The organism is Campylobacter concisus (assembly GCF_002912425.1).
Lineage (GTDB): Bacteria > Campylobacterota > Campylobacteria > Campylobacterales > Campylobacteraceae > Campylobacter_A > Campylobacter_A concisus_AH.
In genome coordinates this window covers 1-25,511 of record NZ_POYR01000002.1, presented here as the reverse complement: position 1 = coordinate 25,511, position 25,511 = coordinate 1, and the positions used below count along the sequence as shown (strand labels likewise).

The following is a 25,511-nucleotide window of genomic DNA, read 5'->3' as shown; positions in this document are numbered from 1 at the left end:
TTTTTTGCTTGCATTATATCAAAGTTTGGCGTCATAAAATTTAGCTGCATCGAGGTATTTTTTAAGGACATTTTGGCTTGCAAGATCATCAAATTTACCAAAAGCCACTTGTTTGCCAGATTCGATTATTAGCACCTTTTGCGCTATCTTCATCGCACTTAAAATATCATGCGTGATAAAAATAATGCTGATCTTTTCATCTAAGCTTAAAAGCAAATTTATGATCTTTTGCTTCGTCTCGTTGTCAAGCCCGCTTGTTATCTCGTCGCAGATTAGGATTTTTGGTTTTGAAAGAAGCGCTAGCAGTATCCCGACCCTTGTCGCCTCGCCGCCGCTTAGCTGTGACGGATATTTTTCTAAAATTTCATCTTTTAAATTTAGATTTGCTAGAAGCTCTTTGAGCTCATTTTCGCTAAAGCTAAGCTTAAGATATGACCTCACATGAGCGATAGCTGTTTTTACTTTTAGCGCTGGATTTAGGGCTTGTTTTTGGTTTTGCAAGATATATCTGATATCTTTTTTTAGCTCATTTTTGTCCGTGATCTCTTCATTATTTATATAAATTTTGCCCCCACTTTTTGGCTCGCTAAATGATATGAGCTTTGCAAGCGTGCTTTTGCCACTGCCACTTTGCCCCAAAATGGCTAAATTTTCGCCATCATCAAGCTCGTAATTTATCCCCTCTAAAAGGTGCAGCACTTCAGCTCTAGCGTTAAAATGCTCCTTAAAGCTTAAACTTTTTGATACGTTTTCAAGCCTGATTTTCACGCATTTTCCTTTAAATTTAGCCGCCCATCTCTCATCTGCCAAATCTCATCACTAAGATAGTTCGTTAGCGCCTCATCGTGCGAGATAAAAATGACGCTCATCTTGCCCTTTAAACTCTCCAAGATGCCCGCCACGTGGCTACCGCTAATGCTATCAAGCCCGCTTGTTATCTCGTCGCAGATTAAAATTTTTGGCTTCAAGCAAAGCGCAAGAGCGATCTGCACACGGCTCGCCTCGCCGCCACTTAGCTCGTATGAGTATTTGTGCCAGATGAGATTGGCATTACCCAGCCCAAACTCCCTAAAATAAGCAAATGCAAGCTCTTTATTTGTTTTATTATCGCCGTCAAGATAGGCATTAAAGTGATCGCCCACGTTTAAGAGCGGATGAAGGCTGGCAACTGAGTTTTGAAAGATGAGCGCAGCGACCTTTTTTCGGTGCTCTTTTAGCTCATTTTGACTAAGCTTTAAGATATCTTTTTTATAAATGCTAAATTTATCCGCCCTCACTCTAAAATGATCATCAAAAAGCCTTATTAGGCTCTTTGCAAAGAGCGATTTACCGCTGCCACTTGCACCCGTGATACCTACAAATTTACCCTCGCTCATGTCAAAATCAAGCTCACACAAAAGCTTCTTATCCTTATAAAAAACGTTTAAATTTTTAATCTCTATCATATTTTTATATTGCCATTTTTTGAATTTGACGTGATGATCGATGTTGCGAGGATGAGCAAAAAAAGCGTCACGCCAGGGAAAAGCACCATCCACCAAGAGCCGAGAAAAAGTGCTTCTTTGCTCTCATTTAGCATGATGCCAAGGCTTATTTTATTTGCGTCGCTACCCACGCCAAAAAAACCAAGCGTTGCCTCCATGACGACCGCGTTTATCGCATTTATGCCAAAGATACTAACTACAAGATGCTTTAAATTTGGCAAAATTTCAAAGCATATAAGGCTAAATTTACTAGCGCCATTTATCACGGCCTGCTCGGCGTAGTCGCACTTTTTATTAAGCCTTAAATTTTGCATAAAAACTTTTGCACCCTGCATAAACGAGCAAATGGCGATGATAAAAGATGTTATAAAGAGATCTCCGCTACTAAATGAGCTAAAAAGCATGATAAAAACGATGTTTGGTATGCTCAAAAAGGCATCAAGCCCCTTGTCAAAAAGGCTCTCGCAAACTCTGCTCTTGCTCGTGCCAAAATACGCGTAGATGAGCGAAAAAAGCGTCGTTAAAAAGCCAGCTAGCAGTAAGACAAGAAGCGAGTTTTTAAGCGCATAGGCAACTCTTATGAGATTGTCCCTTCCTAGGATGTCAGTGCCAAAGATGTGTTCGCCGTTTGGGGCTAAATTTACCGCCATAAAGTCAGTGAAATTTGGTTCAAATTTAGAAAAAAACGGCGTCACAAAGGCAAATGTGACAAGAGCTAAAAAGACAAAACAGGCTAGGAAAAATATGACTTTTCTCATAAATTTCTCTTATCTGCCAAGATAGCGAAAATTTTAGCTAGCAAATTTGCAAAAACGACAAAAACAGCCGTTAGCAAAATGGTCGCAAGTGCGACTGGATAGTCCTTGGCGATCACCGCATCAAGGCTAAGCTTGCCTATGCCTGGAAATGAAAAAATGCTCTCAATGACGTATGAGCCAGCAAAAACGCCAGCCACAAGAGTGGCGAAATAATAGACTATATCGGTGCTTGCGTGCTTTATCGCAAAGAGATAAATTTTGCCCCGCCCCAAACCTCTAGCGTGAGCCGTCTGGATAAAGTCAGCGTTTAGGCTTTGATTTAGCGTGTCACGCACAAATTTCACGTTTGCGCCAAGGTGTGGCAAGATGATGGCAAGCGTTGGCAAGATGATAAATTTTACCCCAACACCGCTAGATCCTAGCTCGTTTGCCCCAGAGCTTGGCAGCACGTTTAGATAGACGCTAAAGATCGCTATTAGCACAAGTGCGATGTAAAAATGAGGGAGTGATGCCAGCAAAAAGGAGCTAAAATTTATAAAGATATCGGCAAATTTATTCTTATAAATGGCGCTTAAAAGCCCCAAGAAAAAGGACAAAAGAGCTATCAGAAAAAACGAAGCAAAAAATAAAATGAGCGAGTTTAAAAGCCTCTCTTTAATGAGCAGCGACACGCTTGCCCCACTTACAAAGCTAGTGCCAAAGTCCCCAGTGACAAAGTGAGCCAGCCACCTAAAATACTGCACAAAAAAGCCATCTTTTAGCCCCAAATTTTCTAAAATTTGCTCTTTTATGGCTAAATTTATCGCCTCACTTCTTGAAAACATCGCGTCAGTGACATTTCCTGGCAAAAAATATATGAGCAAAAATAGAAAAAATGAGATGAAAAACAGCAACCCAAGGCTTGAGATCGCTGTTTTCAAAATGGCTCTAAACAAAGTTTTTATCCACTATTTTACTTGCCACTCTCTTATGTTCCATAAAAAGCCAGCCCCATGGTGGCCCAAAATTTGTGTCTTTATGCCTGAAATTTTGTTGTTAAAAACGAGCGGATAGTCAAGATAGGCTATAAAAATGTAAGGTGGGTTTTCATGAAGCGCTTTTAGAAATTCTTTGTAGTATTTTTTCCTAAGCTCCACGTCCTTTGTATATCTCGCGTTTTTTAAGGCAAGATCGACGTTTGCGTCCTTGTAGTGGCTAAAATTCCAGCCATTTTCATTTATGCTCACGTCAGCAAATCCGCCAAAAATTCTATATGTGTGAAAGTCTGGATCAAACGGGCTTCCCCAGCCGATAACAAAGCTATCTACCTTGCTTATGCTAAAGGCTGTTCTTGGCTTTGCGTAGGCTTTGGCTCTCACGCCAAATTTCTCAAACTCGCTGCTTAAAATTTTAGCTAGATTGACCCTTAAAACATCGTTATTAAAGGCGTAGATATCAAAGCCAAGCTCTTTGCCGTCCTTTTCAAAAAAGCCAGCCTTGTTTTTCTTAAAGCCGCTCTTTTCAAGTAGCTCCCTAGCCTTTGCAGGGTCGTAGCTAAATTTAAACTCGCTGTCATTTGCAAAGCTTTTTTCTATCGGATTATTCGCTACGCTTGCATATCCGTGAAATAAGCTTTTAACGATCTCATCTTTATTTACGGCGTAGTTTAGGGCTATCCTTACATTTTTATCTTGAAAAAGAGGATCTTCAAAGTTAAACATCAAAGCCCTATAATCCGCGCTTTTAAATTTAAGCAAGCTAAGTTTTTTATCATCTTTTATGAAATTTACCCCTGTTGGAGAGATGAGTGCGACGTCGATCTCACCGCTTTTTAGGCCCACAAGTCTTAAATTTTCATCGCCAACAATTTTAAAAAATACCTTTTTGATCTTTGGCTCGCCTTTATAAAATTTCTCATTTGCCGCAAATTCCAAGCTCTCATCCTTTTTCCATTTTACAAGCTTGTATGCGCCAGTGCCGATAGGGGCGTCATTAAATTTATCAGTTGCGATATCTTTGCCCTTTAAAATGTGCTCAGGCAAAACGCCAAAACTAAGTGCGTCAAGAAACGGCGGAAATGGCTCACTAAGCGTGATCTTAACTTTATAATCACCCAAAATTTCAACGCTTTTTACCACCTCGTAGTTTGAGATAGCAGGCGCGTTTAGCTTCTTATCTTGAGCTGCTTCGATGGTAAATTTAACGTCCTTTGCGCTAAATTTGACCCCATCGTGCCAAAAAGCATCATCTCTTAGCTCAAAAATATACTCCAGCCCGTCATCACTCACCTGCCAAGACTTAGCAAGCTCTGGCACTACATGGCTATTTTCATCGTGGCTAGTAAGACCAGAAAAAACCAGCGAAAGCGTAGGATCGTGATCCTCGTCATAAAGTGGGTTTATGCGAGGTGTTTGCTCCTCGATAGCGACTACAACAGCATTTTCATTTGCATAAGTAAAGGCAGAAAATAACAAAAACAATAAAGCCAAAAATCTCTTCATCACTCGCTCCTTTGTTTAAAAAATATTTGACGAATGGTAATACGAAATGCATAAAAGTATTATTAAGATAAATGTAAATTTAATGTATAGAAAATTTGAAATTTCTAACTATCTTTTAACCTTTTTTAAAGTAAAATCAGGGCTTATTTTAGCTGACAAAAAGGTAAATTTCAAAATGGATAAAAAGAAAAAAATAGCTCTGATCACTGGCATCTGCGTAGTTTCACTTTTGCTTATCTACACGCTACTTGGCTTTTTTGGTCTGCCTTATGCTATCAAAAATATCGCGCCAAAGTACCTAAAAGACTACAACGCAACGCTTTTTGTAAGTGATGCTAAATTTAATCCCTTTACCTTCGAGCTAAACGCTACAAATGCCGAGCTAAACACCACTTCGCCGCTTTTTAGCACGAAGCAGATCGACCTTAAACTAAAACCATTTTCTATCTTTAAAAAGCTAGTTGAGATAGACATTTTTAGGCTAGATGAGCCAAAAGTAAAGATCGCAAGAGACAAAAAGGCAAATTTTAACTTTAGCAATTTTATAAGCGAGGACAACGCAACTAGCGAAGATAACAGCACTAGCTCGATAAATTTCGCACTAAATAACGCAAAAATCATCAAAGGCTCATTTTCGTATAGTGATCAAAATTTAACAAAGCCATTTAACGTAAGTTTTGATGATATAAACTACGAGCTTAGCTCGCTAAATACAAAGAAAAATAGCGCAGGTAGTCACATATTTGACTCAAACTCAAGCCTGGCACACAAGATCGATCTAAATGGCGATATCAAGCTAAATCCACTAAAAATAGAGGGTAACGTCAGCATAAAGGACTTTAGCATAAAGCCAGTTGCGATAAGCTTCATCGACAATGACACGTTAAATCTCAAAAATGCCATTATAAACTTAAAGATAAACTACGCTTTAAATGCCGACGAGAACGCAACTAAGATAAATTTAAAAGATGGCTTTTTAAATGTAAAAGGGCTAAATTTAAACGAGGGCGAAAATAAATTAAGCCTTGGCGAGCTAGAGCTTCCAAAATTTGACATTGATAGCAAGATAGCGGATAAAACGGAGGCTGCGCTAAATTTAAGCGCTATAAATTTAAATGACATCTCTTTTAAAAGTGCTATCGCTGCGAGCGTAAAATCACTAAATTTAAATGAGATCTCGCTGCTTGCAAATTTAAATGAAAAAAGCGAACTAAACGCCACAGCCAAGCTAAAAAGCGTAGGTGCAAACGCTTTAAAAATAGATGAAGCAGATAGGAATTTAGCAAATTTAAAAGATATAAACGCTTCAAATTTAAATCTAAATTTAGTAAATAACAAAACCGCCCTAACGCTTGAAAAAATAGCACTAAACGGCATCAACGCGCCACTTAGCAAAAGTGCAAATGCAAATGTAGCAAGCGCTGGCGTGACAAATACAAGCTTTACAATGGATGGCAACAAGAGCCTTGCGAGCTTTGATGAGCTAAACGTAAAAAACATAGGGCTTAAAGCAAAAAATAAAGATATAGCAAGCGTCGCTGACGTGGCGATAAAGAGCATAAGCTTTGATCTTTTAAAAATGGCTCTAAATATCGCTAGTGTCGATATTAATAAGCCTAAATTTACTTCAGAACTAAACGACAATGGTCTAAGTGCTGTAAATGAGCTAGGATTTGGCGAGCAGAGCGCAAAAGCTACAAAGGCGGCAAAACACACTAAAAAAGTGGAGAAAAAGGTTGAAAATAAAAGCGCTTCAAAAAGCAAAGAAAATGAGTTTAAATTTGATGTAAAAAATATAAGTGTAAATAACGCAGATATCGCATTGACGCACCTTTTTGAGGGCGAGAAGATCGCTCATAAATTTGATAATCTTTTTGTAAAAGTAGCAAATTTAAGTAGTGATTTTAGCAAGCCATTTGACGCAAAAGTGGCGATGAAGAGCTCACAAAAGCTAAATTTGGATGTTGAGTCCAAGATAAAGATCGAGCCACTTGATGTGAGTGCGAAGATCAAGCTAAATGATACAAATTTACCAAAGTATTTTGCCTATGCAAAGCCCTTTTTAGAGGCCGATCTAGCTAACGGACAGCTTGAGAGTAGCGCTGAGATAAGCTACGCAAAAGATATCAAAGCAGACGCAAAAGTTAGCATAAAAGATATAAGGCTAAATGGCAAAAAAGCTGAAAAACTGGTCGCTTTTAAAAGCTTAGAACTTGAAAAAATTTCATTTGCCAAAAATGACCTTACTATAAGCGGAGTGAGCTTAAATTCGCCATTTATCAAGGCTCATCTAAGCAAAGAGCGTAAATTTAACCTATCTCAGATCGTAAAAGAGGATAAAAATAAAGCTAAAACTGAGGCAAAACCTGAGACCAAAAAAGTAGCTAGCAAAAAAGAGGACGAGCTAAAATTTAGCGTGAAAAATTTCTCTTTAAAAAATGGCGAGGTTGATTTCTCGGACGCATCGCTATTTATGCCATTTGCCACAACGATCTCAAAGCTAAATGGCAAGCTCACCGACATCGATAAAAAGCGCCCAAGCTCAGGCGAGTTTCAAGGCGTGGTTGGCAAAAATGGCTTTGCACAGATCACTGCAAAACTCTTTCCGTTTGAGCTAAAGCAAAATACCGATATAAAGCTTGACTTTAAAGATATCGATCTAACCGATATAACGCCATATAGCGGGCAGTTTGTGGGCTATAAGATCAAAAAAGGCAAGCTAAATTTAAACCTAAACTATAGCGTCACCGACTCAAAACTAAATGGCTCAAATTTTATAAATTTTGACTCGCTTACACTTGGAGATAAGGTTGAGTCAAAAGATGCTGTAAATTTGCCACTTTCACTTGCTATCTCGATACTTAGCGATCAAAATAATCAAATAAACATCGATCTGCCAGTTGAGGGAAATTTAGACGATCCTGACTTTAAATATGGCGGCGTCATCTGGGCAGCTGTGAAAAAACTCTTTGCTGACATCACGCTAGCTCCATTTAGATTTTTAGGCAACGCCCTAGGACTTGGCAGCAAAGATCTTAGCTCTATTGATTTTCTTGCAGGAAGTAGCGAGCTTATAAGCTCAGAAGCGCCTAAGATAGCTGATTTTATAAAGCTAACTGGCTCAAAACCTAAGATGAAGCTTAGCATAACGCCAACATACTCAAAACTCGATGAGAGCTTTTATAAGAACAAAAAACTAGATCAAAAGATCAATCAAATCATCGCTTCAAGCGGCAAAGACTACATCGCAGTTTTAAATGAGCTTGTGCCAAATTTAAAAGATAGAAACGAAAAAGCCTTAAGAGAAGAGGCGCTAAAGGGCATCGAGGTCGATAAAGCAAAGCTAGTAGAGCTTGCAAATGAGCGTGCAAATGCGGTAAAAGAGGCGCTTATAAAAGCTGGGCTTGAGGCTGGCCGCATAAATATAAACGATGCAACAAGCTCAGAGCCTAAGCAAAACACCTACACAAGCGTGCTAATGGGAGTGGCGAACTAAATTTCATTTATTTCGCTGCTTCTAGCATTATAGACAAACCAGCTAAGAAGCATAAGCATCATAAATGCCCCAAAAATAAGGCTTGCGTAAAAGTATAAATTAAAATCAGCTCCCAGCAAATTTGCGTTGTGAAGGGCGATCATAACGCCAGCTAAAGCGATTAAGTAGCCAATTAGCTTGATGATGAAAATTTTAGGATTTACAAAGATCAGCAAAAGGCCACAAAGTATGATGCCAAGGGCTATTTGCAAATTTGAAAAGTCAGCTTGAGCGTTTGAAGTAAGTGTTAAAAAACCAGCTAAAAGTGCCATTACTATCATCAAAACTGCATAAACCGCCCTGCTTCGTCCAAAGCCATACATAAAGCAAACAAAGCCCTTATTTTGCCTGTTATAATCCATTTTCGCTCCTTTTGGAAGTTTGCTTATTTTAATGCCAAATTCTTAAATAACGGCTTTAATCTGAAATTTCACTCATTTTGGCTAATATTTTGCATCTTAAAAAAGGAGCAAAAATGCCTTATGTTAATATCAAAATAGCAGGCCCAGAGCCTACAAAAGAGCAAAAAGATCAAGTTTTTAAAGAAGTAACCGAGACGCTTGCGAGGGTGCTTGGCAAGAAAAAAGAGGCGGTTATGATATTTTTAGAAACTCACGATGCTGGCAATATCGGCGTAGCAGGCGAGAGCGTAGAAGATAAGAGAAAGGGGATAAAATGAGCGAATTTAGTAAAGCGGACTTAGAAAGAAAGATAACACTTGAGGTTGGCGACAAGGCGCCAGAGTTTGAAGCGCTAAATCAAGACGGCGTAAAGGTTGCGCTAAAGGACTTTGTAGGCAAAAACGTGGTGCTTTACTTCTACCCAAAGGACAACACTCCAGGCTGCACAACTGAGGCTTGCGAATTTAGCGCAAACTACGATCAGTTCATCAAAAATGACACCATTATCATCGGCGTTAGCCCAGATAGCGTGAAGTCTCACGTTGGCTTTATCGCAAAGCAAAATTTAAAGCACATCTTGCTAAGCGATGAGGATAAGGAAATTTCAAAGCTCTATGGCGTTTGGCAGGTCAAGAAAAACTACGGCAAAGAGTATCTTGGCATCGTAAGAAGCACCTTTGTGATCGGTAAAGACGGCAAGATAGCTAAAATTTATAAAAGCGTAAAAGCCAAAGACCACGCCGCAAAAGTGCTAGCTGATCTGGTGAAGTAAGGAGCAAAAATGAAGCTTATAAAAATGCTAATTTTAAGTGCGTTTTTTACGCTAAATTTATCAGCACTGACTGAAGGTGTGGAGTATCAAACTCTAGCAAAACCGCTTAACGTGCCTAAAAACTCAGTCGTCAAGGTCTTTAGCTACGACTGCCCTCACTGCTATAAATTTGACCGAACGATCACAAGAAAGCTGATATCAAAGCTTGACGGGGTTAAATTTATCCCATATCACCTAAGCACCAAAGGCAAGCTTGGCGAGACTACAAGTAAAATTTTCGCCGCTCTTATATCGATAGACGAGGCAAATGGGACTGATCTGCTAAGCGATGAGTCTAAATTTAAGCAAGCTAAATTTGCGATCTATAAAGCAAGACACGATGAAAAAGATGACTTTAATGACGGCAAAGATAAGCAAAGATTTATCGACCTAGCGCTAAATGCAGCTCACGTGAGCAAAGACGAATACGAAAAAGCGCTAAACTCAGAGCGTGCAAAAGAGCTTTTAAACGAGTGGTTTGCCTCTTATGATGTAGCAAGTATCAGCGGTGTGCCAGCCTTTGTGGTAAGCGGCAAGTATCTGATAAATTTAAACGCAGCATCATCGATCGATGAGATGGCAAAGACGATAAAAGAGCTTTTAGATAAGTAACTTTAGCCCAAAATTTACGGACATTTTGGGCTTAGAAATGTAAATTTAAAGCAATTTTAGATAAACTCGGATCAAATTTCTAAAAAAGAAAGGTTTAATTATGAACGCTTCAGAATTCATCTGGATGGATGGAAAACTAGTAAAATGGGACGATGCGAAAGTACACGTTCTAACTCACTCTTTGCACTACGCTAATGCCGTATTTGAGGGCACAAGAGCTTATAAAACAAAAAAAGGTCTAGCTATTTTTAGACTCAAAGACCACACAAAAAGACTTTTAAGATCAGCAAAAATGACCGTTTTAAACGTGCCTTATACTGAAGAAGAGCTTGAAAAAGCACAGATCGAACTACTTCGCGCAAATAAATATAACAGCAACGTATATATCCGCCCACTTATCTTTTTAGGATACGGCGTAATGGGCGTAGCGCACACAAAAGCACCAGTGCAAACTGCTATCGCTTCATGGGAGTGGGGTGCATATCTTGGCGATGAAGGCCTAGAAAAAGGCATCAGAGTTAAAATTTCAAGCTTTGCTAAACTAGCCCCTGCTGCTCAAATGAACAGAGCAAAGGCTAGCTCAAACTACCTAAGCTCACAAATGGCAAACTACGAAGCAAAAGAGGCTGGATACGACGAAGCGCTGCTTCTTGATAGCGAGGGCTTTGTAGCTGAGGGTCCAGGCGAGTGCTTTTTTATCGTTGAAAATGGCGCATTAATCACTCCACCAAACGACAACAGCCTACTTAGCATCACTCAAGATACAGTCATAAGACTAGCTCACGATCTTGACATCGAAGTAAGAAGAGAGCGCATCACAAGAGATCAAGCATACACAGCTGACGAAGCATTTTTCACCGGCACTGCAGCTGAAGTAACTCCGATAAACAGCATAGATAACCGCATCATCGGCAACGGCGCTAGAGGCGAAGTGACAAAGAGACTACAAAAAGCTTACTTTGACGTAGTTTATGGTCTAAACAAAAAATACGAATCATTTTTAACATATATTTAAGATTTAAAGGAACGAAATGCCCGCTGATTTAAATGATTATTTCAACAAAAAAAAGCCAGGTAATGACAATAGGGGCTCAGGTCAAAATAACGACAAAGAGCCACCTTTTAAAAAGGATTTTAAAATGCCAAATATACCAAGCGGCTTTGGCAAATTTGGTGCGCTAGCCTACATTATAATCGCTATTATCGCGATCCTTGCTATCACTCAGCCATTTAAAGTGATACACTCAGGCGAGGTCGGCATCAAAGCCACAGCGGGTAAATATGAGCCAAATCCTCTGCAACCAGGTTTTCACTTCTTTTTGCCATTTATCCAAGACATCATCATCGTGGATACCAGAGTTAGGATCATAAATTACACTTCTGGTGAGGATATGGGCGAATCAATGCAAAAATCATATCAAGGCGTCGGTGCTGGAATTTTACGCAAGAACTCTATCTCGGTTTTGGACGCTAGAAACTTGCCAGTTAGTATCGATATCACCGTGCAATACCGCCTAAATCCAGAAAATGCACCACAAACTATCGCATCTTGGGGTCTTAGCTGGGAGAGCAAGATCGTTGATCCTGTCGTGCGTGACGTGGTTCGCAGCATAGCTGGTAAATACACAGCCGAAGAGCTACCAACCAAGAGAAACGACCTAGCAAGGCAGATAGATGAGGGCATAAGAAAAGACATCGACTCACAGCCAAACAAGCCAGTCGAGCTCCTAACAGTGCAGCTTCGTGAGATCATTTTGCCTTCAAAGGTAAAAGAGCAGATCGAGCGTGTCCAGATCGCTAAACAAGAGGCTGAGAGGACAAAATACGAGGTCGAGCGTGCAAATCAAGAGGCTCTAAAACAAGCTGCCCTTGCAGAAGGTACTGCAAAAGCTGCGATCATCGAAGCAAAAGGTAAGGCTGATGCAATCAAGATCGAGGCTGATGCGACTGCATATGCAAACAAAGAGATCGCAAAAAGTGTCGATCAAAATTTATTAAATTTAAAACAGATCGAGACGCAAAATAGATTTAACGACGCTCTTAAAGAGAACAAAGATGCTAAAATTTTCTTAACACCTGGCGGAGCTGTGCCAAATATCTGGCTAGATGCGAAAGATAGGGCAAAAGCTAGCTCGGTTAGCGAAAGGTAAAAATGAATAGCGTAGCAAAAAGTATAGACTGGCAAAAGATTGGTGGATTGCTCCCGGTGGTGGTTTGCGATCACGCTACAAACGAGGTTTTGATGCTTGCTTATATGAACGAAGAAGCACTAAATTTAAGTCTATCTAGCCGCTACGCTCACTACTTTTCACGCACTAAAAATAGAATTTGGAAAAAGGGCGAAGAGAGTGGTAACACGCAAGAGATCAAGGCTGCGTTTTTAGACTGCGACAACGACACTTTGCTTTTAAAAGTCGTTCAAAATGGAGGCGCTGCTTGTCACACTGGGGCAAGGTCTTGCTTTTTTAACGAGATAAATTTAGAAAATTTAGAAATTTCTGATCAAAAATGCGAGGTTAAAAAGCCAAGTTACAGCGTCATTGACGAGCTTTATCACGTTATAGAAGATAGAAAGCTAAATGCTGATCCGCAAACTTCATACGTGGCAAGCCTTTTTAAAAAGGGTGAAAATCAAATTCTAAAAAAAGTTGGCGAAGAGGCTACAGAGCTTGTCATGGCGGCAAAAGAGCTTAGTTTTGCCAAGCAGATAAAACAAGATGAGCAAAAAGCAAAAAATGACCTCATCTATGAAGCAGCCGATCTTTGTTTTCACTCACTTGTGGCACTTTCAGCCCACAACATACATCCAGATGCCGTCAAAAACGAGCTTGCAAGGCGTTTTGGCATGAGTGGCATCGAAGAAAAAAGATCGCGAGATGTTAAATAGCATCAAGCATAACATACTTTTCATACTTCAAAACGCCAAACTTATCGACTTTCTAGCCTATGGTTGGGTCTTTTTAGCCTTTATATTTATCGTTCTTTTAGGAATTTTCGTCGCGATAAAATCATGGTGGCAGATAGGATTTTTATTTATCCTAGCTGGTTTTTTGGGACTTTTTGCAGGCAACTACTACGCAAACAAATATATAAATGAAAATCTAAGACCAGTTAGCATAAGCAAAATAAACACAAAACAGCTTCAATATGTAGATGCGTTGATGGTTGATTTTAACATCACAAATAATTCAAACTACACATTAAACATTTGCAAAATCGAGCTTGGCTTCTACCTTGGCTCAAAGCAAAGCACGAGAAATTTTTTAAATTCACTAAACCCATTTGCTAAAAAACGGATCATTTTAAATGAAGCACTTTTGCCAAAGCAGAGCAAGCAGATAAGAGAATTTGTCAATGACTTTGCCTTCATTGACTACAATATCACCAAAAAAGCGGAGTGTTTTTGATGAGTTCAAACTACTTTACCATCGTTCATATCATCGTGCTTTTCGCGATCGCACTACTTTCTATTTTATTTCTTGTGCTGTCGCTTAGAGCCGAGCGAAAACTATTTTTATCGCTACTTTTTACAAACATTTTGGTCTCAACCACGCTTGCTATTTTTTTGATGCTAGTTCTTGATAAATACACTAAAAAAGGCATAGTCGAAGGCGTAAAGAGCGAGCGAGTGTTAAGAAATGAAAGCATCGTATTTCGTGGTCAAGTAAGAAATGTCGGCAAATTTACCATTAGCAAATGCACCCTTACAATTAAGCTCATAAATCAACCGCTAAACAAAAACGATCTTGGCGGCGAGGCGTTATTTAAGCCAAGCGGTATTTCATTTTTCTCATGGGTTTTTGGAGGCGATGAGGAGGAGAGACCAAACACTGTGGCATATAAATTTGATGTAGCTCAAAATTTACCAAAGCAAAAAGCAGTGCCATTTACAGTGACTATGCCCTACCCGCCATATTTTAAAAATGGTATGAACATCACAAAACTTAGTTGCTACTAATAAATTTAGATAAATTTTTAGTATTTATTACATTTTGTAGTTACAAACTAGCTAAATTTCTCTTAAATTTAAAAAGTTTAATACCTAAAAATTTGGCTTATATAAAATAAATTTAATTTTGAAATTTTAAACCAAAGCCAAAAGGCAATGGTTTAAAATTTAGTTTTAATGTCTTGAAAGATAGTTTGTATCGTAGTTGTTGCTTAAAAAGTCTTTGTTTTCCATCATGGCGATGTGAAAGTCTTTTGTTGTTTTGATGCCGCTTATTATGAGCTGATCAAGAGCAACTTTCATCTTGTGAATGGCTCTGTTTCTATCAGTGTCCCAAACTACGAGCTTGCCTATCATACTGTCATAATACGGCGGTATAGAATAGTCTTGATAGATATGACTATCCATTCTCACGTTACGGCCGCCTGGGCAGACATATTTTGTGATCTTGCCAGGGCATGGTGTGAAGGTGTTTGGATCCTCAGCTGTGATCCTGCACTCGATCGCATGGCCTTTTAGCTCGATGCTCTTTTGTGGCGGTAGCTTTTCGCCCTCAGCCACTTTTATCATAAGCTCGATGATATCAAGTCCGCTTACCATTTCGCTTACTGTGTGCTCGACTTGGAGCCTTGTGTTCATCTCGATGAAGTAAAAGTCTAAATTTTTATCAACCAAAAACTCAAACGTACCTGCTCCCTCGTAGCCGATCGCTTTTGCAGCTTTTATGGCAGTTTCATGTAGCCTCTCTCTTGTTTTTTCATCAAGCAAGATAGCTGGGCTCTCTTCGATCAGTTTTTGGTGACGGCGCTGCATAGAGCAGTCGCGCTCGCCTATGTGAAGCACGTTGCCATGGCTATCGCCGATGATTTGAACCTCGATATGACGTGGGTTTAGGATATATTTTTCCATATACATCGTGCCATCGCCAAATGCACTCATCGCCTCGCTCTCAGCAGACCAAAACGCTTTTTCTAAATCAGCCTCTTTTTCAACCACGCGCATACCGCGTCCGCCGCCGCCTGCCGCAGCTTTTAAGATGACAGGATAGCCGATCTTTTTGGCTAGCTCTTTTGCAGCTTTTGTATCAGCCACAGCGCCGTCTGAGCCAGGGATGACTGGCACGCCAGCTCTTTGCATGACCTGTTTTGCCTTGCTCTTGTCACTCATCAAAGCCATCGCAGCAACGCTTGGTCCAATGAATTTGATCTTGTGGTGTGAGCAAATTTCAACAAAATTTTGATTTTCACTTAAAAAGCCATAACCTGGGAAGATAGCGTCTGCTTCGCTGATCTCAGCTGCGCTTATGATAGCTGGGATATTTAGGTAGCTGTCACTTGAGCGCTCTTTGCCGATGCAAATGGCTACGTCGGCGTATTTTACGTAAAGCGCGTCTTTGTCAGCGGTTGAATAAACTACAACGGCTTCTTTACCCATCTCCTTTATCGTTCGCAAAGCACGAAGAGCGATCTCACCGCGGTTTGCGATTAAAATTCTTTTTAATTCCATTAATTTTTCTCCACGCCAAATAACGGCAATCCAAACTCAACTGGCTGTCCGTCAGAGACTAGCATCTCAGTGATCTGGCAGTCAAATTCAGCCTCGATCTCATTCATGATCTTCATAGCTTCGATGATGCCCACTACATCGCCTTTTCTCACTCTTTGACCTACTTTTACAAATGGTGCAGCGCCTGGGCTTGGAGCAGCGTAGAAAGTACCTACCATAGGAGATTTTATGCTATCTTTTGGCGAATTTGCAGCTGGTTTTACCTCTGAGCTAACGACAACATTTACAGGTGTTGGCGCTGGAGCTGCTGCTTGTGCCGCTGGCTTTGCAGGCGCGCAATAATCAGCAAATTTCTCTACCTCGACCTCAAAATCACCACTTTTTATCTTGATATGATTCATCTCCATACCATTAAAAAATTCGATAAGCTCTTTTATATCTTCTTTTTTCATAGAAAATTCTCCTAAATTTTTATATAAGCCCCTAATTGTAGCGAAATTTAAATAAATTTAATTTTTAGCTGGCATAAATTTTGTGCTAAATCCTACTTTTTTCTAGCAAATTTATAATAAAAAATAAGACGAAACTAAGCACAACTAAAACAAGGCTTAAAGCGAGTGCTTGATCGCTTTTGCCGTCATAGACTGCGTTGTAGATAGCAAGTGAGATGGTGTCTGTTTTGCCTATGATATTGCCACCTAAAATGAGTGTTATACCAACCTCGCCAAGCCCTCGCGAGAGCGCTAAGATAAAGGCTGCTGCCACGCTTTTTGCGATGCTTGGGAAAAGCACTAAAATGGCTGTTTGAAATTTATTTTTACCAAGGCTGTATGCCGCCTCGCTAAGGCTTTTTGAAAGTGAGCTAAGCGCTGAGGCTACGGGCTTTACAAAAAGTGGCAGCGAGGCTATGAAAGCTGCTATCACAAGGGCTTTAAAGCTAAAGACGATCTCTAAATTTAAAGCCTTGCCGATGATGCCATTTTTGCCAAGTAGATAAAGCAGTAAAAATCCAGTCGCAATGGGCGGAAATATGAGTGGAAAGGTGACTATCATCTCGGCAACTGCTTTAAATTTAGAGTTGCTAAAAGCTAAAAAATAAGCAAGAGCCAGCCCAAAAACGGCTAGCAAAAGCCCTTGGCACAAAACGACCTTTATACTTAAAAATAGCGGATCAAAAAGCCAAGCAAGCTCTTGCAAATTTCGCCCTATCTTATGCCAAATTTAGCGTAAATTTCTTTTGATCTCTCGCTTTTTAGCTCGTTTATAAATTTCTCGCAGTCAGCCTTTTTCTCGCATCCTTCAAGCTTTGCAGCCACGATGTTTGCTGGTGCATAAAGCGACTTGTCTATCAAGATAAAACTACCAAATTCATCCTTGTGCGCGTTTAGCTCGGTTTGGTTGATAAAGCCAGCATCAACTTCGCCGTTTAATATATAGGTAACGACCTGTGGCACGCCTGCAACTGCTAAAATTTTATCCTTTAGCTCGCCCTCTAAATTTGCTTTTTGCATAAACTCGCGCGCTCTCTTGCCATAAACTGTCTTTGCCGCGTCTGGCATAGCGATTTTTGAAAGCGTTTTTAGCTCGTCAATTTTTTCTATTTTCAAGCCTTTTTTAGTAGCTAGCACCAAGGCGCCAGAGCCTAAATTTACATATTCAGTGATCTTTAGATCAGACTTTTTCAAAAAGTCCTCATCGCCCACTATCACGTCAGTTTTGCCCTCTTTTGCCTGCGCCATGATCGCTTTGATGTTTGCAAAGGATGTATCAATATTTACGCCATCTTTTTTGAGATTTTGCGCGACTGCTTCGACTATCTTTTTATAACCACCGCCTGCACTTACTAGCAAATTTTCATTGCCAAATGCAAAGACTGCGGCCATTAAAAGCAAAAATTTTTTCATATTTTTTCCTTTAAAAATAAAATTTCACGATTTTATAAAATATACTCTTATATATTCTTAAAATATATTTTTACAATTTTACCCTTTTTCTAAAATGGTATAATCTCGCAAAAACAAAAGGACAGACATGAACGAACTTGAGCTAAAGATGCAAGGCAAGATGGAGAGGCTAACAGATAAGACTTTTAGGCTAGATCCAAGGATCGGTGAGGGCTACTTCACAGCGAAATACTTTCTAAAAGTAAATGAGATAATTAAGCAAAACCTGCCTGATCAGCACGTGACGATGCAGTTTTTTCAAAGGCGCGACGATATCGTGCTTTGCGGTATCGACGAGGTTTTAGCTATCATTAATAAATTTGCCAAAAACCCAAGCGAGCTTGAAATTTACGCACTTGATGATGGCGATATCATAAACGCAAATGAGCCAGTTTTAAAGATAAGCGGCAAGTATGAGGATTTTGGCTTTTTAGAAAACATCATCGATGCGACGCTTACTAGAAGAAGCTGTGTGGCGACAAACTCCAGAGATGTGATAAAAGCAGCAAATGGCAAGGACGTCTTTAGCATGGCAGACAGACAAGATGACATCTGCACTCAGCCAGGCGACGGCTATGCATCATTTGTAGGTGGCATCAAAAAGGTCGCCACAGACGCTCAGGGCGAGCTTACAGGGCTAAAAGGTGGTGGCACCATGCCTCATGCGCTCATTCAAATGTGCAGCGGAGACGTGGTGAGAGCTTGCCAAATTTACGCTAAAACCTTTGAAAACGAGCAGATCACTGCCTTGGTTGATTACAACAACGACGTGATAACAGACGCTTTAAAGGCTGCAAATGCCCTAAAAAAGAGGCTTGGCGCGGTTAGAGTGGATACTAGTAAAAATTTGATAGATAGGTATTTTGAAGACAAAGATACGAGCAAATTTGACCCACACGGCGTTTGCAAGGAGCTTATATTTGCCCTAAGAGAGGCGCTTGATAAAGCTGGCTTTAAGCACGTTAAAATCGTCGTTAGCTCAGGTTTTAACCCACAAAAAATGAGCGAATTTGAGAAATTTAACACCCCAGTTGATATTTACGGCGTGGGAAGCTATCTTGTCAAAAATGATATTTGTGGCTTTACAGGCGATCTAGTCGAGCTAAACGGCAAAAGCGAGGCTAAATTTGGCAGAAAAAATTTCGCTTCAGATAGGCTAAAGAGAGTGAAATTTTAGGAAAGAAGATGAAATTTATAAAAATTTTAACGATTCTGTCGCTTTTACTGACTGCATGCACTGCCGCAACCTACGCTAACGCCTTTGAAAAAGTTGGCATCCTTGAGGACGGAGTTTATCGCTTTAGTCAAAATGGCATCGGAGTCAAAAAAGACCTGCTTGTAAAGGTGATCTCCGTGCAAAATGCGGACAGCTCACGCAAAAAGATCATCTCTATGCTAAATATCCCTAAAAAGTCTAAAATTACGGACTTTAAAACAAGCGATGCAGGCGTGATTGTCTGGCCATTTTACGAGTTTGAGGGCAAATTTATAACGACAATAATCGTTGAAAATATAAAAAAAGAAGATAGCGATCAAAAACTGATTAAGATGCTTGAGCTTAAGCATCCGTTTTACTCAACGCTCCAAGCTCGAAGAAAAGGGGCTAAAGACGCCATAGACGTGAAATACGTGCTAAATTTCAAAGATGCAAAGCTGGTAAAATCGTTTCAAAACCGCCCTTAAAACTTTATTTTAAATAAATTTCATTAAAATGGCGTAATCAAAAAAAAGGATCATCTTTGCACAATCTAAAAACCATAAACGTCGCTCACTCGCCGGACGCTGACGATATTTTCATGTATGCCGCGGTCAAATTTGGCTGGGTTAGCAGTAAAAATTTAGCCTTTACATCAAAGACGCTTGATATAGAGACACTAAACGAAGAGGCGCTAAAAGGCACTTATGAGGCAACGGCGATCAGCTTTGCACTCTATCCTAAAATTTGCGATGAATTTGCACTTTTACGCTGTGCCGTGAGCTTTGGCAACGGATATGGCCCAAAGCTTATCAAGCTAAAAGATAAGCAGCTAAAGCGAAATTTCAAGGTCGCACTATCTGGCAAAAACACGACAAATGCTCTGCTTTTTCGCATAGCCTACCCAGAGGCAAGGATCGTTTATAAAAATTTCTTAGAGATCGAAAATGCCGTGCTTAGCGGCGAGGTCGATGCTGGCGTGCTTATACATGAAAGTATCTTAAATTTCTCAGACCAGCTCTGCGTAGAGCGCGAAATTTGGGACATCTGGAGCGAGCTAAATGGCGAAAATTTACCGCTTCCACTTGGTGGCATGGCGCTTAGACGAAGCCTACCGATAACCGACGCGATAGAGTGCGAGAGAGTGCTTAGCGAGGCCGTTAGGATCGCTACTTCGCACAAGCCATTTTTATCTCACATGCTAATGGAGCGAAACCTCATCAGAGTTGGCAAAGAGGATCTTAAAACGTATCTAAATTTATATGCAAATGACGAGTCAATAAGCATGAATGAAACGCAGTTAAAAGCGCTAAATAAGCTCTATCAAATAGGCTACGACAAAGGCTTTTTTGAAAAAGCTATCGACGTAAATGACTACCTAATCCCAACTGAATACAACGAAGTAAGGTTTAGCTGATGCAAAGTACGCTTGTCTCACTTGGAGTTGAAACCTTTAAGATCGCCCTTTATATCAGCCTTCCCATGCTACTAAGCGGACTAATAGCTGGTCTTATCATCTCCATCTTTCAAGCGACCACGCAGATAAACGAAACCACGCTAAGCTTTGTGCCAAAAATTTTACTAGTCGTCGTTGTCATCATATTTTTGATGCCTTGGATGATCTCGATGATGGTTGAATTTACCACTCGTATGCTTGATTTTATACCGGAATTTATCCAGTGACGAGGCTTGTTGATTTTTCTAAATTTACCTCAGTTAGGATAGGCGGAGTGCATGAAATTTTCGAGATTGATAGCCTTGAAGATCTAAGCTCGCCTCACTTTTTAGGCTCTGTGATGATAGGCGGAGGCAACAACCTTCTTATCTCGCCAAATCCCCCAAAAATGGCAATGCTTGGCAAGAGCTTTGACTATATAAATTTAGAAATTTGTGATGAAAAAATTTGTCTTGAGATAGGTGCTGCGACAAAATCCGCTAAAATTTATAACTTCTGCAAGCAAAACAACATCGCGAACCTTGAGTTTTTAAAAAATATCCCAGGCACGCTTGGCGGACTTATAAAAATGAACGCTGGACTGCTTAAATTTAGCATAAGCGACAACCTCACGCATGTGCGTCTGGCCCGTGGCTGGGTAAGCAAAGAGGAGATAAAATTTAGCTACCGCCACAGCGGCATAGATGGGGCCATTTTGGGGGCTAAATTTGAGCTTTCTAGTGGCTTTGGTGCAAGCATATCTGAAGCTATAAGCGCAAAAAGGGCAAATCAACCAAAAGGAGCTAGCTTTGGCAGCTGCTTTGTAAATCCTGAAGGGCAATTTGCAGGGGCGTTGGTGGAGGCAGTTGGACTAAAGGGATACGCTATTGGCGGAGCGAAATTTAGCGAAGAGCACGCAAATTTTTTGATAAATTTTAACCACGCAAGCTTTGAAGACGCCACTAGCCTTATAAATTTGGCTAGAGCTAGAGTTTTAGAGAAATTTGGCGTAGAGCTTAAGACTGAAGTTTGCATTTTATAAGGATGATGATGAGTGAGTTTTTAAGCGAAGTTTTTACCCTTTCACTTTTGTTTATAGCTATCGGATTTTACGCCATTTATAGGGCTAAAAAGGCACAAAGCGAGCATGAGAAAAATGTGGCTGATTATGATAAAAACTTGCTAAATTTTGCCAAAATTTTAGGTGTAAAAGATCACATCGACTTAGTTAAATTTGATGAAATTTTGGCTGAGGCCTTAAAAGAAAAATTAATTTTTAAATTTAATAAATCTACCTCGCAAGAGGAATTTATCTCTTTTATAAAAGATGAAAATTTCAAAATCAAACCCCAAATTTCACAAAACAGTATCGATGAAGCTTTTTTAAATCTTTGCGCAAGCTCGCTTGTAGAGCCATTTAAGCTTGCGATACTAAAAAACGAAGATCAAATTTATGGATTTTTGTTTGAAAAAGAGCAGCTTTTTGCTCTTATTGATAGCGCTGCACTGCTTGGCGAAAATATTATAATTTGCGAGTAAATCAAGTAAAATTCATCTCTTTTTAGATAAAATCAAGCCAAATTTCAACTATAAGGTAAAAAATGGCAAAAGAAAAAGATAGTGACAAAAAGATAGCTATCCCAGAGAGCGAAGCGGACAAGAAAAAGGCGCTTGAGCTTGCGCTAAAGCAGATCGATAAAGCTTTTGGCAAAGGCACGCTTTTAAGACTTGGCGACAAAGAGGTTGAGGCTATCGAGTCGATACCGACTGGCTCGCTAGGGCTTGATCTGGCTCTTGGCATAGGCGGTGTCCCAAAAGGCAGGATCATCGAGATCTACGGACCAGAAAGCTCTGGTAAGACTACTCTCACACTTCACATCATCGCTGAAGCGCAAAAAGCTGGCGGAATTTGTGCGTTTGTCGATGCAGAGCACGCACTAGACGTAAAATATGCTTCAAATTTAGGCGTAAACACTGACAACCTTTACGTCTCTCAGCCAGACTTTGGCGAGCAGGCACTTGAGATCGTTGAGACACTTGCAAGAAGCGGAGCGATCGATCTTATCGTAGTTGATAGCGTCGCAGCTCTTACTCCAAAGAGCGAGATAGACGGCGATATGGGCGATCAGCACGTTGGCTTGCAAGCAAGGCTCATGAGCCAGGCGCTTAGAAAGCTAACTGGAATTTTAAGCAAGATGAAGACAACTGTTATCTTCATCAACCAAATTCGTATGAAGATCGGTATGATGGGATATGGCACGCCAGAGACTACAACTGGCGGTAATGCACTTAAATTTTACTCATCTGTAAGAATAGACGTAAGAAAGATAGCCACACTTAAACAAAACGACGAGCCTATCGGCAACCGCACAAAAGCAAAAGTCGTTAAAAACAAGGTCGCGCCTCCATTTAAAGTGGCTGAATTTGACATCATGTTTGGAGAGGGTGTGAGCAAAGAGGGCGAGATCATCGACTATGGCGTAAAGCTCGACATCATCGACAAATCAGGTGCGTGGTTTAGCTACAAGGCCGAAAAACTAGGCCAAGGCAGAGAAAATGCCAAAGCCTACTTAAAAGAGCACCCAGAAATTTCTGATGAGATAGTAGCGGCGATAAAAGGCTCAATGGGGATCGATCACCTAATAAGCAGCGGCGCAAAAGACGAAGACGACGACACAAACGAAGCAGGAGATGAATAATGGTATTTATTGAAGATGTAGAAGCTCACGAGGTTTTAGACAGCAGAGGCAACCCAACAGTTCGTGCGACAGTTAGACTAAGCGACGGCACCGAGGCAAGCGCGATCGTACCAAGTGGTGCAAGCACTGGCAAGCGTGAGGCGCTCGAGCTTCGCGACAAAGACGAGAGATATGCTGGCAAAGGCGTTTTAAAGGCTGTTTCAAATGTAAATGAAAAGATCGCAGAAGCAGTGATAGGACTTGATGCTTACAACCAAAAGGCAGTCGATGCGGAGATGCTTGAGCTTGATGGCACGCACAACTACTCAAATTTAGGCGCAAACGCAGTCCTTGGCGTATCTATGGCGGTAGCTCGCGCAGCTGCAAAGAGCCTAAATATCCCGCTTTATCGCTACCTTGGCGGTGCAAACGCTAGCATCTTGCCAGTGCCGATGTTTAACATCATAAACGGCGGCGCACACGCAAATAATAGCGTTGATTTTCAAGAATTTATGATCATGCCATTTGGCTTTAGCACATTTAGCGAGGCACTAAGAGCTGCGACTGAAATTTATCACAAGCTAAAATCTATCCTAAATGCAGCCGGACACAGCACAGCTGTCGGCGATGAGGGCGGCTTTGCTCCAAATTTAAAAGACAACGAGGAGCCGCTAAAGCTCATCTCACAAGCCGTAAAAGAGGCTGGATATGAGCTAGGCAGCCAGATAAAACTTGCCCTTGACGTCGCTTCAAGCGAGCTTTATAAAGATGGCAAATACGAGCTTGAGGGCAAGAAATTTAGCAGCGACGAACTCATTAGCTACTACGAAAAACTTTGTGAAAAATATCCGATATTCTCTATCGAAGATGGCCTTAGCGAGGATGACTGGAGCGGCTGGGCTGAGCTTACAAAAAGGCTTGGTAGCAAAGTGCAGCTAGTTGGCGACGACCTTTTTGTTACAAATGAGAAAATTTTACGCGAAGGCATCGAGAAAAAGATCGCAAATGCGATCCTAATCAAGCCAAATCAAATAGGCTCCGTCACTCAAACTATGCAAACTGTCCGCCTTGCTCAAAGAAATGGCTACCGCTGCATAATGAGCCACAGAAGCGGCGAGAGCGAAGATGCGTTTATCGCTGACTTTGCAGTCGCACTAAACACTGGCGAGATAAAGACAGGTGCCACTTCAAGAAGCGAGCGCAACGCGAAATACAACCGCTTGCTCGAGATCGAGCTTGAGGCGGGTGAGTTTTTAGGGGATAATATTTGAGCGAAATTTTAGATGAATATGGCAAAGAAGATGGCATATTTCATAAAATCGTAAAATTTGTTCGGCCGACATTACGCTACGTCATAGCCACCATTTGCGTGGCTATGTTTGCCTTTTACGTGGGCAACATGATGTTTGGCAAACGCTCACTTGACGTGATGCTAAGCCTTCAGAGCAAAAAAGAGAGGCTTAGCGAAGACGTGGAAATTTTAAAAAAGATGAATGCACGTCTGCAAAAAGATTATTTTGAATTGCAAGGCCTTGAGCCAGACTCTAATAAAAAGTAGGAACGATGAAGAAAATTTGGTTAGTTTTATCTATCATGATTGCGAGCTTATGCGCCAGAGAAAACCCATTTATACCTATTAGCGAGCTAAACACAAGCGTTATGACGACAAACGTCGTAGAAAAATATGACAGCTTCAACTCGCTCTCGTTTAAATTTCCAAGCGACGCAGCGCTTTTGATGGATGTCACCATAAGATACAGAGCAAATGACGGCAGCATAAAAGAAAAAAGACTAACCGATATAAACAAAACTATCGACTGGAACGATGAATTTGCCATAAGTAAGATGAAAAATCCAGAACCAGTCGCAGCCAAAAAACTAGACGTCTCAGTCACGATGGCAGAGGTGCCACAAAAGGTTAGCACGCCAGTCATAATAGAAAAAAATGAGACTAAAATTCCAAACAAAGATAGAAACAAAACCTCAGATGTGCCAACTCCAAACGTCGTAGTGATCGACCTTGGCACAAAAAAAGCAAAAGAGCCAGCTAAGCCTGAGCAAAAGGTAGTCGAAGTAAAGATCGAGCCAGCCTCAAAGCCTATTCAAGAGATAAAAAGCAGCGAAAAAGAGATTAAATTCTTAGGATTTGTGAGCTTTTTAACACATGAAAAAGAGCTAAATATCGTCACAAAAGCTAAAAATTTAAAGCACTTTGCTTACGAGAAAAACAAGATCGTGCTTGACTTTGCAAAACCTCCAAGAAGCTTTAAAACTAGAAATTTAAAGCTTGAAAACGAGACATTTAAAAACGTCATAATCGGCTGGCATGATAAGTATTTCAGAGTGGTTTTAGAGCTTGACAAGATGCATAAATATAAGCTTGAAACCGCTGAAAATGGATATGTGCTTAAGCTTTTATAGTTTTTGATATTTGTAATTTAAGCCTGCTATTTTAAATTTCTCTTGGTTGCAACCAAAAAAGGCTTAAACTAGCTCAAGAAGCTTTTAGGCACACTAGCTTAAATACCTCGTGAATTTACACGCACTTTGATAGTGACAAGCTAAAACTAGCCACAAAAGTGGCTGAGGATCTGGCGAACTAGGGCACTAAAAGCAAACTATCAATAGTAAATTTAACCCATGCAAATTTAAAACACTAAATTTAACTATGAAACTATATAAATACGCGAGAATTTTTAGCTTGCAAGCAGCCCAAAAGCTTAC

At 40.4% G+C, this 25,511-nt stretch carries 29 protein-coding genes and 1 pseudogene; 20 read left to right on the top strand and 10 right to left on the bottom strand.

From position 1 onward, the window contains the following. Positions 1-18 precede the first annotated feature (18 nt). The 5 genes from CYP84_RS00180 to CYP84_RS00160 are packed head-to-tail and all read right to left on the bottom strand — an operon-like array spanning position 19 to position 4,722. Positions 19-768, bottom strand: coding sequence for an ATP-binding cassette domain-containing protein (locus CYP84_RS00180; protein WP_103636279.1), 750 nt, complete (start codon positions 766-768; stop codon positions 19-21). Then, positions 765-1,445 (bottom strand): ATP-binding cassette domain-containing protein, encoded by a 681-nt coding sequence (locus tag CYP84_RS00175; RefSeq protein ID WP_103636278.1) that lies wholly within the window; start codon positions 1,443-1,445, stop codon positions 765-767. Before CYP84_RS00175 ends, CYP84_RS00180 begins: the two co-directional genes overlap by 4 nt. Next, positions 1,442-2,242, bottom strand: a complete 801-nt coding sequence (locus tag CYP84_RS00170) for an ABC transporter permease (RefSeq protein WP_103636277.1) — start codon at positions 2,240-2,242, stop codon at positions 1,442-1,444. The genes CYP84_RS00175 and CYP84_RS00170 overlap by 4 nt, the downstream gene beginning before the upstream one ends. Continuing rightward, positions 2,239-3,162: an ABC transporter permease gene (locus tag CYP84_RS00165; RefSeq protein WP_258033858.1), complete on the bottom strand. Its 924-nt coding sequence runs from the start codon at positions 3,160-3,162 to the stop codon at positions 2,239-2,241. The genes CYP84_RS00170 and CYP84_RS00165 overlap by 4 nt, the downstream gene beginning before the upstream one ends. Before the next feature lie 27 nt (positions 3,163-3,189). Next, positions 3,190-4,722, bottom strand: coding sequence for an ABC transporter substrate-binding protein (locus tag CYP84_RS00160; RefSeq protein ID WP_103636275.1), 1,533 nt, complete (start codon positions 4,720-4,722; stop codon positions 3,190-3,192). A 175-nt stretch (positions 4,723-4,897) separates the two neighbouring features. On the opposite strand from CYP84_RS00160, the gene CYP84_RS00155 reads away from it, so the two are divergent. Then, on the top strand, positions 4,898-8,218 hold the full coding sequence (locus tag CYP84_RS00155) for a DUF748 domain-containing protein (RefSeq protein WP_103636304.1): 3,321 nt from the start codon (positions 4,898-4,900) through the stop codon (positions 8,216-8,218). Here the strand turns inward: CYP84_RS00155 and CYP84_RS00150 are convergent. After that, positions 8,215-8,619, bottom strand: a complete 405-nt coding sequence (locus tag CYP84_RS00150) for a hypothetical protein (protein ID WP_103636274.1) — start codon at positions 8,617-8,619, stop codon at positions 8,215-8,217. The two genes, CYP84_RS00155 and CYP84_RS00150, sit on opposite strands and share 4 nt — an antisense overlap. A gap of 113 nt (positions 8,620-8,732) precedes the next feature. Here CYP84_RS00150 and CYP84_RS00145 point away from each other — a divergent pair, with 113 nt between their 5' ends. The 8 genes from CYP84_RS00145 to CYP84_RS00110 all read left to right on the top strand — a co-directional run bounded on the left by CYP84_RS00145 (position 8,733) and on the right by CYP84_RS00110 (position 14,039). Continuing rightward, positions 8,733-8,936 carry a tautomerase family protein gene (locus CYP84_RS00145; protein ID WP_103636273.1) on the top strand — a complete coding sequence of 68 codons (204 nt, stop codon included), beginning with the start codon at positions 8,733-8,735 and terminating at the stop codon, positions 8,934-8,936. Then, complete coding sequence (bcp, locus tag CYP84_RS00140; RefSeq protein WP_103636272.1) at positions 8,933-9,430, top strand: thioredoxin-dependent thiol peroxidase; 498 nt, start codon at positions 8,933-8,935, stop codon at positions 9,428-9,430. Before CYP84_RS00145 ends, bcp begins: the two co-directional genes overlap by 4 nt. A 9-nt stretch (positions 9,431-9,439) precedes the next feature. Continuing rightward, positions 9,440-10,081 (top strand): thiol:disulfide interchange protein DsbA/DsbL, encoded by a 642-nt coding sequence (locus CYP84_RS00135; RefSeq protein WP_103636271.1) that lies wholly within the window; start codon positions 9,440-9,442, stop codon positions 10,079-10,081. A gap of 100 nt (positions 10,082-10,181) precedes the next feature. Then, on the top strand, positions 10,182-11,096 hold the full coding sequence (locus CYP84_RS00130; protein WP_002939975.1) for a branched-chain amino acid transaminase: 915 nt from the start codon (positions 10,182-10,184) through the stop codon (positions 11,094-11,096). A 16-nt stretch (positions 11,097-11,112) separates the two neighbouring features. Further along, positions 11,113-12,231, top strand: a complete 1,119-nt coding sequence (locus CYP84_RS00125; protein WP_103636270.1) for a prohibitin family protein — start codon at positions 11,113-11,115, stop codon at positions 12,229-12,231. A gap of 2 nt (positions 12,232-12,233) precedes the next feature. Continuing rightward, on the top strand, positions 12,234-12,968 hold the full coding sequence (hisIE, locus tag CYP84_RS00120; RefSeq protein ID WP_103636269.1) for a bifunctional phosphoribosyl-AMP cyclohydrolase/phosphoribosyl-ATP diphosphatase HisIE: 735 nt from the start codon (positions 12,234-12,236) through the stop codon (positions 12,966-12,968). Beyond that, a complete protein-coding gene (locus CYP84_RS00115; protein WP_002939967.1) occupies positions 12,958-13,488 on the top strand; it encodes a DUF2393 family protein in 531 nt (176 codons plus the stop codon). Before hisIE ends, CYP84_RS00115 begins: the two co-directional genes overlap by 11 nt. After that, positions 13,488-14,039, top strand: coding sequence for a DUF2393 family protein (locus CYP84_RS00110; protein ID WP_103636268.1), 552 nt, complete (start codon positions 13,488-13,490; stop codon positions 14,037-14,039). The genes CYP84_RS00115 and CYP84_RS00110 overlap by 1 nt, the downstream gene beginning before the upstream one ends. Before the next feature lie 165 nt (positions 14,040-14,204). On the opposite strand, the gene CYP84_RS00105 is transcribed toward CYP84_RS00110, so the two are convergent. The 4 genes from CYP84_RS00105 to modA all read right to left on the bottom strand — a co-directional run bounded on the left by CYP84_RS00105 (position 14,205) and on the right by modA (position 17,440). Further along, positions 14,205-15,536 carry an acetyl-CoA carboxylase biotin carboxylase subunit gene (locus tag CYP84_RS00105; protein WP_103636267.1) on the bottom strand — a complete coding sequence of 444 codons (1,332 nt, stop codon included), beginning with the start codon at positions 15,534-15,536 and terminating at the stop codon, positions 14,205-14,207. Beyond that, a complete protein-coding gene (gene accB, locus CYP84_RS00100) occupies positions 15,536-15,988 on the bottom strand; it encodes an acetyl-CoA carboxylase biotin carboxyl carrier protein (RefSeq protein WP_002940019.1) in 453 nt (150 codons plus the stop codon). The genes CYP84_RS00105 and accB overlap by 1 nt, the downstream gene beginning before the upstream one ends. 85 nt (positions 15,989-16,073) lie before the next feature. Then, entirely contained in the window at positions 16,074-16,733 is a 660-nt protein-coding gene (locus CYP84_RS00095; protein ID WP_103636266.1) for a molybdate ABC transporter permease subunit, read from the bottom strand. Between the two features lie 8 nt (positions 16,734-16,741). Further along, a complete protein-coding gene (gene modA, locus CYP84_RS00090; RefSeq protein ID WP_103636265.1) occupies positions 16,742-17,440 on the bottom strand; it encodes a molybdate ABC transporter substrate-binding protein in 699 nt (232 codons plus the stop codon). 127 nt (positions 17,441-17,567) lie between these two features. On the opposite strand from modA, the gene CYP84_RS00085 reads away from it, so the two are divergent. The 11 genes and pseudogenes from CYP84_RS00085 to CYP84_RS10915 form a co-directional block, all read left to right on the top strand. Beyond that, a complete protein-coding gene (locus CYP84_RS00085) occupies positions 17,568-18,656 on the top strand; it encodes a nicotinate phosphoribosyltransferase (RefSeq protein ID WP_103636264.1) in 1,089 nt (362 codons plus the stop codon). A gap of 8 nt (positions 18,657-18,664) precedes the next feature. Beyond that, complete coding sequence (locus CYP84_RS00080; RefSeq protein ID WP_103636263.1) at positions 18,665-19,162, top strand: chemotaxis protein; 498 nt, start codon at positions 18,665-18,667, stop codon at positions 19,160-19,162. Positions 19,163-19,275: 113 nt separating this feature from the next. Further along, complete coding sequence (locus CYP84_RS00075; RefSeq protein ID WP_430393500.1) at positions 19,276-20,091, top strand: menaquinone biosynthesis family protein; 816 nt, start codon at positions 19,276-19,278, stop codon at positions 20,089-20,091. Continuing rightward, positions 20,088-20,357, top strand: a complete 270-nt coding sequence (gene fliQ / locus CYP84_RS00070) for a flagellar biosynthesis protein FliQ (protein WP_223154231.1) — start codon at positions 20,088-20,090, stop codon at positions 20,355-20,357. The genes CYP84_RS00075 and fliQ overlap by 4 nt, the downstream gene beginning before the upstream one ends. Continuing rightward, positions 20,354-21,151: a UDP-N-acetylmuramate dehydrogenase gene (locus CYP84_RS00065; protein ID WP_103636261.1), complete on the top strand. Its 798-nt coding sequence runs from the start codon at positions 20,354-20,356 to the stop codon at positions 21,149-21,151. Before fliQ ends, CYP84_RS00065 begins: the two co-directional genes overlap by 4 nt. Before the next feature lie 8 nt (positions 21,152-21,159). Further along, a complete protein-coding gene (locus tag CYP84_RS00060; protein ID WP_103636260.1) occupies positions 21,160-21,648 on the top strand; it encodes an addiction module antitoxin in 489 nt (162 codons plus the stop codon). Positions 21,649-21,710: 62 nt separating this feature from the next. Next, positions 21,711-22,808, top strand: a complete 1,098-nt coding sequence (gene recA, locus CYP84_RS00055; RefSeq protein WP_002940852.1) for a recombinase RecA — start codon at positions 21,711-21,713, stop codon at positions 22,806-22,808. Next, positions 22,808-24,058, top strand: coding sequence for a phosphopyruvate hydratase (gene eno, locus CYP84_RS00050; RefSeq protein WP_103565812.1), 1,251 nt, complete (start codon positions 22,808-22,810; stop codon positions 24,056-24,058). Before recA ends, eno begins: the two co-directional genes overlap by 1 nt. 104 nt (positions 24,059-24,162) lie before the next feature. Then, positions 24,163-24,345: a hypothetical protein gene (locus CYP84_RS11110; protein ID WP_178140078.1), complete on the top strand. Its 183-nt coding sequence runs from the start codon at positions 24,163-24,165 to the stop codon at positions 24,343-24,345. A 5-nt stretch (positions 24,346-24,350) separates the two neighbouring features. Continuing rightward, positions 24,351-25,208: an AMIN domain-containing protein gene (locus CYP84_RS00040; protein WP_103636259.1), complete on the top strand. Its 858-nt coding sequence runs from the start codon at positions 24,351-24,353 to the stop codon at positions 25,206-25,208. A 53-nt stretch (positions 25,209-25,261) separates the two neighbouring features. Next, a pseudogene (locus CYP84_RS10915) lies at positions 25,262-25,390 on the top strand (integrase); the annotation flags it as partial. Between the last annotated feature and the right edge of the window lie 121 nt (positions 25,391-25,511).